15 protein-coding genes are annotated in these 12,063 nt (G+C 68.1%); 11 read left to right on the top strand and 4 right to left on the bottom strand.

Translation table 11 applies throughout. From position 1 onward, the window contains the following. On the bottom strand, nucleotides 1-169 hold a 169-nt coding region (locus tag AC1DY5_RS03540; protein ID WP_478108628.1), incomplete at its 3' end, for a GntR family transcriptional regulator. 172 nt (nucleotides 170-341) lie between these two features. On the opposite strand from AC1DY5_RS03540, the gene AC1DY5_RS03545 reads away from it, so the two are divergent. From AC1DY5_RS03545 to AC1DY5_RS03570, 6 genes are all read left to right on the top strand, one after another. After that, nucleotides 342-1,337, top strand: a complete 996-nt coding sequence (locus tag AC1DY5_RS03545) for a tripartite tricarboxylate transporter substrate binding protein (RefSeq protein ID WP_478108565.1) — start codon at nucleotides 342-344, stop codon at nucleotides 1,335-1,337. Continuing rightward, nucleotides 1,337-1,828 (top strand): (2Fe-2S)-binding protein, encoded by a 492-nt coding sequence (locus tag AC1DY5_RS03550; RefSeq protein ID WP_478108567.1) that lies wholly within the window; start codon nucleotides 1,337-1,339, stop codon nucleotides 1,826-1,828. Before AC1DY5_RS03545 ends, AC1DY5_RS03550 begins: the two co-directional genes overlap by 1 nt. Further along, on the top strand, nucleotides 1,815-3,974 hold the full coding sequence (locus tag AC1DY5_RS03555) for a xanthine dehydrogenase family protein molybdopterin-binding subunit (RefSeq protein ID WP_478108569.1): 2,160 nt from the start codon (nucleotides 1,815-1,817) through the stop codon (nucleotides 3,972-3,974). Before AC1DY5_RS03550 ends, AC1DY5_RS03555 begins: the two co-directional genes overlap by 14 nt. Nucleotides 3,975-4,015: 41 nt before the next feature. Continuing rightward, nucleotides 4,016-4,711 carry a molybdate ABC transporter substrate-binding protein gene (locus tag AC1DY5_RS03560; protein ID WP_478108571.1) on the top strand — a complete coding sequence of 232 codons (696 nt, stop codon included), beginning with the start codon at nucleotides 4,016-4,018 and terminating at the stop codon, nucleotides 4,709-4,711. Between the two features lie 65 nt (nucleotides 4,712-4,776). Next, nucleotides 4,777-6,033, top strand: a complete 1,257-nt coding sequence (locus AC1DY5_RS03565) for a 6-phosphofructokinase (protein WP_478108573.1) — start codon at nucleotides 4,777-4,779, stop codon at nucleotides 6,031-6,033. Then, a complete protein-coding gene (locus tag AC1DY5_RS03570; RefSeq protein ID WP_478108575.1) occupies nucleotides 6,033-6,254 on the top strand; it encodes a cysteine-rich CWC family protein in 222 nt (73 codons plus the stop codon). The genes AC1DY5_RS03565 and AC1DY5_RS03570 overlap by 1 nt, the downstream gene beginning before the upstream one ends. Here AC1DY5_RS03570 and AC1DY5_RS03575 read toward each other — a convergent pair. Further along, nucleotides 6,245-7,540: a zinc-binding metallopeptidase family protein gene (locus tag AC1DY5_RS03575; protein WP_478108577.1), complete on the bottom strand. Its 1,296-nt coding sequence runs from the start codon at nucleotides 7,538-7,540 to the stop codon at nucleotides 6,245-6,247. The genes AC1DY5_RS03570 and AC1DY5_RS03575 overlap by 10 nt on opposite strands. Nucleotides 7,541-7,652: 112 nt before the next feature. Here AC1DY5_RS03575 and AC1DY5_RS03580 point away from each other — a divergent pair, with 112 nt between their 5' ends. The 4 genes from AC1DY5_RS03580 to AC1DY5_RS03595 all read left to right on the top strand — a co-directional run bounded on the left by AC1DY5_RS03580 (nucleotide 7,653) and on the right by AC1DY5_RS03595 (nucleotide 10,656). Then, a complete protein-coding gene (locus AC1DY5_RS03580) occupies nucleotides 7,653-9,110 on the top strand; it encodes an MFS transporter (RefSeq protein WP_478108579.1) in 1,458 nt (485 codons plus the stop codon). Nucleotides 9,111-9,135: 25 nt separating this feature from the next. After that, a complete protein-coding gene (locus AC1DY5_RS03585; RefSeq protein ID WP_478108581.1) occupies nucleotides 9,136-9,900 on the top strand; it encodes a class II glutamine amidotransferase in 765 nt (254 codons plus the stop codon). 238 nt (nucleotides 9,901-10,138) lie between these two features. After that, entirely contained in the window at nucleotides 10,139-10,384 is a 246-nt protein-coding gene (locus AC1DY5_RS03590) for a hypothetical protein (protein ID WP_478108584.1), read from the top strand. Between the two features lie 44 nt (nucleotides 10,385-10,428). Next, on the top strand, nucleotides 10,429-10,656 hold the full coding sequence (locus AC1DY5_RS03595; RefSeq protein WP_478108587.1) for a hypothetical protein: 228 nt from the start codon (nucleotides 10,429-10,431) through the stop codon (nucleotides 10,654-10,656). A 29-nt stretch (nucleotides 10,657-10,685) separates the two neighbouring features. Here AC1DY5_RS03595 and AC1DY5_RS03600 read toward each other — a convergent pair whose 3' ends face one another. Next, nucleotides 10,686-10,889 carry a hypothetical protein gene (locus tag AC1DY5_RS03600; RefSeq protein ID WP_478108589.1) on the bottom strand — a complete coding sequence of 68 codons (204 nt, stop codon included), beginning with the start codon at nucleotides 10,887-10,889 and terminating at the stop codon, nucleotides 10,686-10,688. Nucleotides 10,890-11,095: 206 nt separating this feature from the next. Between AC1DY5_RS03600 and AC1DY5_RS03605 the strand changes: the two genes are divergently transcribed. Next, nucleotides 11,096-11,386, top strand: coding sequence for a 2TM domain-containing protein (locus AC1DY5_RS03605; RefSeq protein ID WP_478108591.1), 291 nt, complete (start codon nucleotides 11,096-11,098; stop codon nucleotides 11,384-11,386). A gap of 154 nt (nucleotides 11,387-11,540) precedes the next feature. Here the strand turns inward: AC1DY5_RS03605 and AC1DY5_RS03610 are convergent, their stop codons facing one another. Next, nucleotides 11,541-11,972, bottom strand: a complete 432-nt coding sequence (locus AC1DY5_RS03610) for a 2'-5' RNA ligase family protein (protein ID WP_478108593.1) — start codon at nucleotides 11,970-11,972, stop codon at nucleotides 11,541-11,543. Nucleotides 11,973-12,063: the final 91 nt, after the last annotated feature.

The following is a 12,063-nucleotide window of genomic DNA, read 5'->3' on the forward strand; positions in this document are numbered from 1 at the left end:
CCGCACCCCTCGATGCACCGAAGCGCTCGCTGAGTTCGCGCTCGGCCGGCAGCTTGACGCCCGCCCGCAGCGCGCCGCTCTGCATGCCCTCCTGCAGATAGCGCGACAGCGCCTTTGCGCCGGCAGCCTTGGGTGCCGTTGCGCCGTCTTCGGCGTAGGGATCGCTCATCCGCAACTCCTGAGAACACCACAGCCAATGAGGACCAATTGGTATTTATTTTTCGATGATTGGTATTGAACCTGATCCATTTTGGTTCTACATTCCGCTTTCCGCAACCAGCCCGCATTTTGCCGCCGCGTTCGAATTCCACCTCGCGGGGCCTGGGCACCAGGAGACATAGTTGAACAAGAGACTTCACCGCGGCCTCGCCGCACTGGCTTCACTGTCGCTCGCGCTGCTCGCGATGGCGCAGGGGACCGCGCAAGCCCAGGGTCCGGAGGGCTATCCGTCGCGCGCCGTGACCATCGTGGTGCCCTTCGGTCCGGGCGGCTCGGCCGACGTCTACGCCCGCGTCATCGCGCAGCAGTTGGGCAAGGACACGGGCCAACCCTTCGTGGTCGAGAACCGGCCCGGCGCCGGCGCGGTCATCGGGACCCAGTACGTCGCCAAGGCCCCGCCCGACGGCTACACGCTCCTCATGATGTCGAACACGCAGACCGTCAACGAATCGCTGCTGCGCCAGAAGCCCTACGAGCTGATGCGCGACTTCGTCGCGGTGGCGCCGGTGAACGAGGCCCCGCTGGTGCTGGTGGTCCGCGCCGACCTGCCGGCCAAGACGCTGCCCGAGCTGATCCGCCAGGCGAAGGCCAGCCCGGGCAAGCTCAACTACGCTTCGTCGGGCACCGGCACGCCGTACCACATGGCCGGCGAACTGTTCAAGAGCATGGCCGGCATCGACATCCAGCACATTCCGTACAAGAGCAGCGGCGGCGCCCGCACCGACGTGCTCGGCGGCCAGGTCGACATGATGTTCGACGCCGTCAGCACCATGACCGACCTGATCGCCACCGGCAAGGTGCGCGCGCTGGCAACGACCGGCAAGACGCGCTCGAGCGTCCTGCCCGACGTGCCGACCATGGCCGAACTCGGCCTGCCCGACTACACCGCCACGATCTGGCTCGGTCTGATGGCGCCCAAGGGCACGCCGCAGCCGGTCGTCGATCTCCTGAACCAGAGAATCGGCAGGATCGTGGTGGAGCCCGCGACGCGCGCCACCTGGGCGAAGAGCGGGATCGACGGCATGGTGATGACGCCGACGGCCTTCACGCAGTTCCTCAACCAGGACATCGCCAAGTGGAAGAAGATCGTGGAGTCGGCCCACATCACGGTCGAGTGATGGCGCCCGAGCTGCGCGCCATCCGCCTGACCGTGAACGACCAGCACCGCGAGCTGGCGGTGGACCCGGACCGTTCGCTGCTCGACGTGCTGCGCAACGACCTCGGCCTGCGCGCCAGCCATTTCGGCTGCGGCATGGGCGAATGCGGCGCCTGCATGGTGCTGCTCGACGAGCGCCCGGTGCCGAGTTGCGACACCCCGATGTGGGCGGCCGAGAACAAGCGGGTGCGCACCTCCGAAGGACTGGGAACACGCGCGGGGCCGCATCCGATCCAGAGCGCATTCATCGACGAGCAGGCGGTGCAGTGCGGCTACTGCACGTCCGGCATGCTGGTCTCGGCCTCAGCGCTGCTGCAATGCCATCCGCGGCCCGGCGAGGCCGAGATTCGCGCCGGTCTGGCGCGCAACCTGTGCCGCTGCGGCACCCATCCCCGCGTGATTCGAGCAATCGTTCGCGCGGCAGAGGCCCTGTCGCCCGATGCGCATGGATGACCCGATGACGCCCGAGCGCGGCGCGGCGCAAGCGCCGCTGCCGCCGAGCCTGCAGGCCAATCCACGGCTCTCGACCTGGCTTCGCATCGACGCCGGTGGCCATGCGCAGGTCCGCTCGGGGAAGGTCGAACTCGGGCAGGGGATCCTCGGCGCGCTGGCACAGATCGCCGCCGAAGAGCTCGACCTCGAGCTCGCCCAGGTCCGCATGCTGCCAGCGGCCACGGGCAGCAGTCCCGACGAGGCCGTGACCTCCGGCAGCCTGTCGGTGCAGCATTCGGGCGCCGCGCTGCGCCATGTCTGCGCGCAGGCCCGCGCGATCTACCTGGCGCGCGCCGCGGCGATGCACGGGCTGCCGGCGGCGCAGCTGCGCGTGGTGCACGGCACGATCTTCCATGGCGAGCGGCGCCTGTGCAGCTACTGGGAGCTGGCCGACGAAGCGCTGCTCGAGGTCGACGCCGTTGCAGGCGCCGGCCCGAAACAGCCCGGCGACTTGCGCATCGTCGGCCGCGCGCAGCCGCGCGACGACATCGCCGACAAGGTGTTCGGCGAGTTCGTCTTCATCCACGACATGGTGCTGCCGCGCATGGTGCACGGACGCATCGTGCGGCCGCCATCGCCCGGGGCCGAGCTCGCCGAGTGCCGCATCGACGAGGTGCGCGGCTGGGATGGCGTGCTCGAGGTGCTGCGCGACGGCTCGCAGCTCGGCGTGGTGGCCGAGACCGAAGCGCTGGCGGAACGCGCCGCCGCCCGGGTCGCGGCGCTCGCGACCTGGCGCGAACGCGCTACCCTGCCCGACGCCGACGCGCTTCGGCCCTGGCTGCAATCGCTTCCGTCGACGCCGCTCGAACTCGCGAACACGGCGCCCACCCACGCGGCGGCCGCGGCCAGAACGCTTCGCGCAGCCTATTCGAAGCCCTTCATCCGCCACGCGTCGATCGGCCCTTCCTGCGCACTGGCGGTGTTCGAGGGCGGAACGCTCAGCGTCTGGAGCCACAGCCAGGGTATCTACAACCTGCGCCGGGACCTGGCGCTCGCGCTCGACGTGGCGCCAGGGGACATCGTGGTCCGCCATGTGCAAGGCGCCGGTTGCTACGGCCACAACGGCGCCGACGACGTCGCCTTCGACGCCGCCTGGCTGGCACGCGCGTGCCCGACGCGGCCGGTGCGGGTTCAATGGTCGCGCGCCGACGAACTGTGCTGGTCGCCACTGGGCCCGGCGATGGCGATCGCGCTCGAGGCCGACCTCGACCCGGCCGGCCGCGTGCTGGCGTGGCGGCACGAATCCTGGAGTCCCGGCCATGGGCTGCGGCCCGGGCGCGGCGCCACGCCGACCTTGCTCGGCGCCTGGTATCTGGCACGGCCCTTCGAAAGCGTCGAGGCGAGCGATGCGCCACCCGCGGTCGGCGGCGGCGGCGACCGCAATGCCGATCCGCTCTATGCGTTTCCGGCTCGCTCGGTGGTCTGCCGGCGGGTGCGCGAGGTTCCGATGCGCACCTCGGCGCTGCGGGCGCTCGGCGCATTCGCCAACGTGTTCGCGATCGAGTCCTTCATGGACGAACTGGCGCACGCGGCCGCCTGCGATCCGCTGGACTACCGCCTGGCACAGCTGGACGACGCGCGCGCCATCGGCGTTCTTCGGGCGGTGGCGGCGCAGGCCGGATGGCGCAAGCGCAGTGCACCGGCCGGCAACGGCCTCGGCCAGGGCATCGGATTCGCGCGCTACAAGAACAGCGGCGCCTACTGCGCCGTGGTGGCCGAGGTGGCGGTCGAGGAGCGGGTGCGGGTGCATCTGCTGCAGATCGCCGTCGACGTCGGGCTGGCGATCAACCCGGACGGCGTGCGACAGCAGATCGAAGGCGGCGCGCTGCAGGCCACCAGCTGGAGCCTGCTGGAGGCCGCGCATTTCGACCGCACGCGCATGCTGGACCCGGGCTGGGACGACTACCCGATCCTGCGCTTTGCGGATGCGCCGCGGATCGATGTTCAATTGCTGCCGAATCCGGCATGTCCGTCGGTCGGTGCCGGCGAAGCCTCGCTCGGCCCGACCGCGGCGGCGATCGCCAATGCCGTCTTCGACGCCCTGGGCGTGCGGGTGCGCGACCTTCCGCTGCGGCCCGAACGCATCGTGCAGGCGATGGATGCCTGAATGTCGACGCGACCACCACTTTTCACCTTCCTGGAACTCCAATGAAACTGACCCTCTTCAGCGGCGGTGCCGCGCAGGCCGTCGTCACCGGACTGCAACCGGACTTTGAACAGGCGAACGCCTGCACGATCGCCCCGACCTTCGGTGCCGTCGGCGCCATGCGCGACAAGCTGATGGCCGGCGAGCCCTGCGACCTGCTGGTGCTGTCGGCGTCCCTGATCGCCCAGCTCGCGCAGCAGCAGCATGTCGTGGCCGACAGTGCGCGGCCGCTCGGCGCCGTCGCCACCGGCATCGCTGTGCCGGAGGGCGCGCCCGCGGTCGCGGTCGGTGACAGCCAGGCGCTGAAGGCCGCGTTGATGGCGGCAAAAGGCCTCTACGTGCCCGACCTGCGGCAATCGACCGCCGGCATTCATATCGCGGGCATGCTGAAGGCCCTGGGACTCGAGGCGGCGCTGGCCGACCGCATCCACGAATATCCCAACGGCGCGACGGCCATGCGCGAACTCGCGCGCGATGGCGGCGACGGTCTGATCGGCTGCACGCAGGTGACCGAAATCCTCTACACGCCCGGCGTCCGGCTGCTCGGGGAGCTGCCCGCCGAGCATGCGCTGAACACCGTCTACACGGCCGCCGTCTGCAGCCGGGCGCAGCAGCCCGCGCTGGCCCGGCGAATGGTCGAAGCCTTGACCGGCGATGCTTCGGTCGGGCTTCGCCGACGCGCCGGCTTCGCGATCTGAGCCGAGGCTGGGGGGGACCGGCCGGCGGATTTGTCTGCGGCTCGCGGCTGCGGGAGAATGCCGCCATGGCCCTCCTCAACGCCTTCTACGCCCAGTCCGGCGGCGTCACCTCCGTCATCAACGCGTCGGCCTGCGGCGTGATCGAGACCGCGCGCCGGCACCGCGACCGCATCGGCAGCGTCTACGCCGGCCGCAACGGCATCCTCGGCGCCCTGACCGAGGACCTGATCGACACCGGCCGCGAATCGGCAGAGGCGATCGCGGCGCTGCGATCGACGCCCGCTGGCGCCTTCGGGTCGTGCCGCTACAAGCTCAAGTCGCTCGACAAGAACCGGCGTGAGTACGAGCGCCTGATCGAGGTCTTCAAGGCCCACGACATCGGCTATTTCTTCTACAACGGCGGCGGCGATTCGGCCGACACTTGCTTCAAGATGAGCCAGTTGTCGCAGTCGCTGGGCTATCCGCTGCAGGCCATCCATGTGCCGAAGACCATCGACAACGACCTGCCGCTGACCGACTGCTGCCCGGGCTTCGGCTCGGTCGCCAAGTATGTGGCGGTGTCGACGCTCGAGGCCTCGCTCGACGTCCGCTCGATGGCCGCGACCTCGACCAAGGTGTTCGTGATCGAGGTCATGGGGCGCCATGCCGGCTGGATCGCCGCGGCCGGTGGGTTGGTCGAGGCGCACGGCATTCCGGTCGTGATCCTGTTCCCCGAGATTCCGTTCGACCAGGCCGCCTTCCTGGCGCGCGTGGACGCCATCGTGAAGCATCACGGCTACTGCACCGTGGTGGTCTCCGAGGGCTGCCATCACGCCGACGGCACTTTTCTGGCCGAGCAGGGCAGCAAGGACGCCTTCGGCCACGCGCAGCTCGGCGGCGCGGCGCCGGTGGTGGCGCAGATGATCAAGGACGCGCTGGGCCACAAGTTCCACTGGGCGGTGGCCGATTACCTGCAGCGCGCGGCGCGGCACATCGCCTCGGCCACCGACGTGCAGCAGGCCTACGAACTCGGCCAGCGCGCAGTCGAGCTGGCGCTCGAGGGCCGCAACGCCGTGATGYCGACCATCGAACGCACCTCCGACCAGCCCTATGTCTACCGCATCGGCACGGCGCCGCTCGACGCGGTCGCCAACGCCGAGAAGTTCATGCCGCGCGACTTCATCTCGAACGACGGCTACGGCATCACCGAGAAATGCCGGCGCTACCTGCTGCCGCTGATCCAGGGCGAGGACTATCCGTCCTACCGCGACGGGCTTCCGGTCTACGTGACGCTCGACAACGTCGCGGTGGCGAAGAAGCTGGCGCCCTTCGAGCTCGCCTGATGAATGCGGCGACCGGCCCCGATCCGTCGCGCTGTCCCTTGTGCGGCGAGTCGAATCGCTGCGCGATCGAGATCGAGCGCGAAACCGGCCAGGCCCAGCCGCCGTGCTGGTGCAGGGAGGTCGACTTCAGCGAGGCCCTGCTGGCCCGTGTGCCGGACGCACAGCGCCGACTGGCCTGCATCTGCGCGCGCTGCGCCGCCCAGGAAGTGCTTCAGGACTGAGACGCCGCCGGTTCTTCCTTGGCCGCCATCGCCGGCATGCCGCCGCGCTCGCGCTGCTCGGTGATCACCTGGTGGATGAACTGCAGCTTGCCGACGGCCGCGCGCGGCAGCACGAAGGGGTAGTAGTCGGGCTGTCCCATGCTGCGCGACAACTCGTTGAGCACGTTCGTGAGCCGCACCCAGCCGTTGAGGAAATCGAGGAACTGGCCGGCGCCCGGATGATCGGGCTGCCAGAGGTCCGGGAGCTCGAACAGGTCGCTCGTGAGTTCGACGTTCTGGGCGTCGACGCCGAAGCTCAGGGCGGTGTCGGCGGTATCCGCCATGTGCAGGTAGTGGGCCCAGGTTTCGGCCCAGTCCTCCCACGGGTGCGAACTCGCGTAGCTGGTGACGAAACGGTCGGCCCAGTCGGCCGGCGGCCCGTTGTCGTAGTGATTGCGCAGTGCCGCGGCGTAGTCGTCCCGGTCGTCGCCGAAGAGCTGCCGAAAGCCCTCGATCCAGGGCGTGGGCGCCACCAGCAGGTCCCAGTAGTAGTGGCCGATCTCGTGCCGGAAGTGGCCCAGCAGCGTGCGATAGGGTTCGCGCATCTCGGCGCGGATGCGTTCGCGCACTGCGTCCTCGGCCTCCTCGGCATTGAGGGTGATGATGCCCATCTCGTGGCCGGTCATCACATGCGGACCGCCCGGCAGGTGGCCCAGGAAGTCGAAGGCCAGGCCGTGCGCCGGATCGCTCAGGCGCGTGACCACCGGCAGGCCCAGCGCCAGCAGCTGCGAGATCAAGCGTCGCTTGGCCAGCTCGAGGCTCAGCCACAAGGCCCCGTTGCTCTCGATCGACAGGTCGGGGATGGTGCGCGTGACGCTGCACGACAGGCAAAGTCCGGGCACCAGGCCGCCGGTGTGGAAAACCGGGTCGTCGCCCTCGCGCGGCGCCGGCACCATCCAGTTGCAGGCGGCCGGCGTCATGAGGTTGGCGCAGCGGCGGTAGGCCTTGCCGTGGGCGTCGCCGAAGACCGTGAAAGTGTCAGGCTCGGCACCTTCGAATCCGGCCGGCGCGAGCGGCACGACGCCGAGCCGTTCGATCACGTAGCCCAGCGGCGTTAGGCAGGCCAGGCATTGGCTGTTGCGCAGGAACACCGGGCGGCCGCACTGGCACTGGTAGGCGCGGCTCAGTGTCGGCGCCTGCAGTTCGGAGGCCAGCGAATTGCCGCTGGACTCGGATTCGGACTCAGACTCGGGGGCGACGGGGACAGCGCCGCTGCTGCTGTTGTTGTTGTCGTTCTGGACTTCCATGAGGCTCTCTCGACAGGACAACTTGCAATTCTGGCCGCCGATACTTCCTGCTGGAGCGTTGCAAACGCCGATATCCTTGTAGGACGGCCCAGCGCGGGCAACTCCCTCTCCGATGAACAATCCTCCCCCGCAGTCCCTGAGCAGCCGCTACGGCGCACGCTATCGCTGGCTGCTGCTCCTGTCCGTCATGGTCGGCGTGATGGCGTCGATCATGTCGTCGACCATCGTCAACGTCGCCATTCCCGGCATGAGCCATCATTTCTCGCTCGGCCAGGAGCGCGCCCAGTGGGTCAGTTCCGGCTTCATGGTGGCGATGACCGTGTCGATGCTGGCCACCCCGTGGCTGCTCTCGCGCTACGGCTACCGGCGCACCTACGTCGGCACCATGGTGCTATTGCTGGCCGGCGGGATGGCTGGCGGGCTGGCCACCAACTTCACGCTGGTGCTGATCGCGCGCGTGGCAGAGGGGCTGGCGGCGGGCGTGGTACAGCCGATCCCGGCCATCATCATCCTGCGCGCCTTCCAGCCCCAGGAGCAGGGACGCGCCAGCGGCATCTTCGGCATGGGGGTGGTGCTGGCGCCGGCCATCGGGCCCAGCATCGGCGGCGTGCTGGTCGACCTGTTCGGCTGGCGCTCGATCTTCTTCATGGTGGTGCCCTTCTGCCTGGCGTCGATCTGGCTGGCCTACAAGTTCGTGCCGACCACCGCGCCGGGCGGCGTGGTCGCTGCGCCCAGCGATGGACTCGACTGGCGCGGACTCGGCCTCGGCACCGTCGGCACCCTGTGCCTGCTGAACGGTTTGGTCGCCCTGCGCGGTGACTCCGCACTGCAGGCCACGCTGCTGCTGGCCGGTGCCGGTATCGCCTTCGGCGCCTTCATCGCCTGGCAGAAGCGCCTGGCCGCCCGGGGCGGCGCGCCGCTGATGAACCTGGCGCTGTTCGAGTACCGGCAGTTCGCGATGGGCAGCGTGGTCGCGTTCATCTACGGCACCGCGCTGTTCGGCTCGACCTACCTGCTGCCGGTCTACATGCAGGTCGGGCTGCAGTTGTCCGCCTCGCACGTGGGCACCATCCTGCTGCCGGCCGGCATCGTGCTGGCGCTGACCATCGCCGGCGTCGGCCGACTGGCCGACCGGCAGCCGACCTACCTGCTGGTGTGCATCGGCCTGGTGCTGCTGGCCGCGTCCTTTGCGCTGATGGTGGTGCTCCACCTGGAGAGCCCGCTGTGGCTGCTGGTCGCCTTCGCGATCATCGGGCGCATCGGCCTGGGCTTCATCCTGCCGTCGCTCAACCTGGGCTCGATGCGGCCGCTGGCCAAGCCCCTGATCCCGCAGGGCGCAAGCGCCATCAACTTCCTGCGCATGCTGGGCGGCGCCGCCGGCGTGAGCCTGTGCGCGATCGTGCTCGAGTGGCGGCTCGCGGCGCACGGCGATTCGCTCGCCAACACCGCCACCAGCCCGGCGCGGCTGGCGGCCTTCGACGAGGTGTTCGTGATGCTGGCGGGCCTGTGCGCGCTGGCGATCGTCGCGGCCTGGCAGCTGCGCGTGAAGGCACCGTCGGTGCCAGGTTGAAGCCGCTTCAGTTCTAATAACCGCCATGTGCCAGCTGCTCGGAATGAACTGCAACACGCCGACCGACGTGACCTTCAGTTTCACGGGCTTCGCCCAGCGCGGCGGCCGCACCGACCACCATGCCGACGGCTGGGGTATCGCCTTCTTCGAGGACCGCGGCCTGCGGCATTTCGTCGACCATCAGCCGGCCTGCGAATCGCCGGTGGCCGAGTTGATCCGCCGCTATCCGATCAAGAGCCGCAACGTCATCGCCCACATCCGCAAGGCGACGCAGGGCGCGGTCAACCTGCAGAACTGCCATCCCTTCGTGCGTGAGCTGTGGGGCCGATACTGGGTGTTCGCCCACAACGGCGACCTGAAGGATTTCCGGCCGCGGCTGCACGGCAGTTTCCACCCCGTGGGCAGCACCGACAGCGAACATGCCTTCTGCTGGATCATGCAGGAGCTGGCCAAGTCGCATGCCGGCGTGCCGAGCATCGACGAGCTGACGCTCACGCTGCGCGAACTGGCACCGCGGCTGGCGGCGCACGGCACCTTCAATTTCATGTTGTCGAACGGCCAGGCCCTGTGGGCCCACGCCTCGACCCATCTTTGGTACGTCGAGCGCCGGCATCCCTTCCTGACCGCCGAGCTGTCGGATGAGGATCTGAGCATCGATTTCGCCCAGCACACCACGCCGAACGATCGAGTGGCGGTGGTCGTGACCGCGCCGCTAACCACCAACGAGCAATGGACGGCCTTCGCGCCGCGGGAACTGGCGGTGTTCGTGGATGGGCAGCGGCGCTGCTGAGGTCGGCGGTCAGCAGAGGGAAGTCCTTCTTGACCCGATGGTCGCGATACGTTGCGTCGCACGCCGATGTCGGCAGGCAAGGTTGTCGAGCTTGCAGCCCCAACGCGATCAGCGACTTGCGCTCCAAACATGAACGCCGGTGTGGACCGGGAGGTCCTCCACAGTGGGCCTTAGGCGGGCATCGTCGCACTGCTGGTTTGGCTCGTAGACTACCCCTCCATTCTGAGTCCAACCTCCCATGGACAGCCTGCAGACGTTACAGTCGCTCGGGATTACGCTCCCGAGCCCAGCCTATATCGTGGGTGCCGTTCTATTCGGCCTCATCGGATTCGCGGTCTACCGCAACGGAAAGCGCGCCGGTCGTCGGCGAAGCAAATGGCTCGGCGTCGCCCTGATGTTCTATCCCTACGCAATTGCACAGACCTGGTTGTTATATGTCGTGGGCGTGGCACTGTGTGTAGGTGCCCTCATCGACCGCGACTGAGAACAGGACGGGAAACGGCACAAGCTTCAGCGGTATCGTGAGGCATGGCAATTCGTGTGGAGTGCTGCGTCGGCTATCGCGGTGAACCGGAACCGTTCGTTTTCTGGCTCGGCGAGCGCCGCATTGCCGTGCGTGGCATCGTTGACCGCTGGTTTGGGCCGACCCAGCGCTGGTTCAAAGTCGACGCGGATGACGGGCATCTGTACGTCCTCCGATACGACGAGAAAACCGGCGACTGGGAGCTTGCCGCCTTCACGCTTGGGGCTGGCTGACTGTCAAGCTAGGCTAGGCGCGTGCCGCCTCAATCGCTGCCGTCGATTCGGGCGTTGCCTTGGCACGAGCGGTTCCACCACGAGGCCGGCAACCAGTGGTTTCGCTCGGTGCAGCTGAATCGCTGGTGCATGTACTGCGCAACCTCGAAGCGCGGAAGTCGCAGTGGTGGCTTGACCAATTCGAGGTCGAGCTCTCGGGCCAGTACGGCGGCAAGTGGCGAGGGCAGCGTCACCACGGCATCCGTGTGTTTACTGGGTTCAGGCGCCCAACGGCATCTATTCGCTGGACTTCGACCTGGTGCTCAACCAGGAACCATCGACCGCGGGTCGGTAGACTCCCACGCAGGCGAAGCAGGAGGGCCGCACGCCCAGACGGGGAGCCATGCGGTGGCGAAACCTGTTCCACTTGAGGAATATGCTTCCCCCATGAGGTCGCACCATGAAAAACGCCTCTGCCGACCATGACCATCTGGAGCGACTTGCTCGCCGCCGCGCTAGCGCCAAGATGGGCTGGTACATCCATGCGTTCGTGTACGTTCTGGTGAACCTGCTCCTGATTCTGCTGGCGACCTCGCGCGGGCAGAACTGGTATGTGTATCCGCTCCTCGGCTGGGGCCTGGGCCTCCTGATACACGGCGCGGTGGTATTCCTTGTCGCGCCAGGCGGGGGCCTCTACGACCGGCTGCTTGAGCGCGAGCGCAAATCGCTGCGGGGCGGTGACCGCCGGTGATGGTCACCGTAGCCGGCCGGGTTTGGTCGCGTGCCGCCTCAGCATACCGGCCCACGATTCGCCGCCAAAGCGCCCTGCGGAAGATGGAAGACGTGCAGTTCCCTCCACCTGCCGGACGAGTTCTCGATCAGGGCGACGGAACTGCATTGCGCTGTCACCGCGGCACATTGCTCAAGCCGCAGCCGCTGTCGGCTGCCTCGTCGGCTTCGGCAGCGCTTCCATGCGCGACGGTGAGGTGTGGGATGACGCCCTGGTGTTCGCCCGCGTACGGTCTAAAGCCTGGGAAGGCTTCGACCAATGCTTGCGTCATCGCGATGAACGGCGCTGCAGGCTCCGGCACCAGGTAGGTTGTCGCCGGAAATCTGCCAACCGAGCGCAGCGCGAATGGAAAGGCTTCGGTTTGGTCCAAGGCACGCTGCGCCTGCTCCAGCACGTCAGAAGTGATGTCGCTGGGATCCATGAGGGGGACCAGCACCGTGATATGGGCAGGGACGCCAAGCTTGGATGTCGCATCAAAGCGCTCACGAAGCGCTCTCACCAGGGATTCGGCGCCAAGGACCTTCACGATAAAGGCGGATATGGCCATGGCCCGTCATCGTACGGCCACTTCATCTGATGAGACGACCCATGTCTAGCTACCCCGCAAGGGTCACGCAGGACGGCGACGGCGACCTGGT

It is taken from the genome of Variovorax sp. P4_D9 (assembly GCF_056401695.1).

Coding starts and splice junctions, on each gene's coding strand:
- AC1DY5_RS03550 (WP_478108567.1), top strand. CDS start 1,337: ATGGCGCCCGAGCTGCGCGCCATCCGCCTGACCGTGAACGACCAGCAC.
- AC1DY5_RS03555 (WP_478108569.1), top strand. CDS start 1,815: ATGCGCATGGATGACCCGATGACGCCCGAGCGCGGCGCGGCGCAAGCG.
- AC1DY5_RS03560 (WP_478108571.1), top strand. CDS start 4,016: ATGAAACTGACCCTCTTCAGCGGCGGTGCCGCGCAGGCCGTCGTCACC.
- AC1DY5_RS03570 (WP_478108575.1), top strand. CDS start 6,033: ATGAATGCGGCGACCGGCCCCGATCCGTCGCGCTGTCCCTTGTGCGGC.
- AC1DY5_RS03575 (WP_478108577.1), bottom strand. CDS start 7,540: ATGGAAGTCCAGAACGACAACAACAACAGCAGCAGCGGCGCTGTCCCC.
- AC1DY5_RS03580 (WP_478108579.1), top strand. CDS start 7,653: ATGAACAATCCTCCCCCGCAGTCCCTGAGCAGCCGCTACGGCGCACGC.
- AC1DY5_RS03585 (WP_478108581.1), top strand. CDS start 9,136: ATGTGCCAGCTGCTCGGAATGAACTGCAACACGCCGACCGACGTGACC.
- AC1DY5_RS03590 (WP_478108584.1), top strand. CDS start 10,139: ATGGACAGCCTGCAGACGTTACAGTCGCTCGGGATTACGCTCCCGAGC.
- AC1DY5_RS03595 (WP_478108587.1), top strand. CDS start 10,429: ATGGCAATTCGTGTGGAGTGCTGCGTCGGCTATCGCGGTGAACCGGAA.
- AC1DY5_RS03605 (WP_478108591.1), top strand. CDS start 11,096: ATGAAAAACGCCTCTGCCGACCATGACCATCTGGAGCGACTTGCTCGC.
- AC1DY5_RS03610 (WP_478108593.1), bottom strand. CDS start 11,972: ATGGCCATATCCGCCTTTATCGTGAAGGTCCTTGGCGCCGAATCCCTG.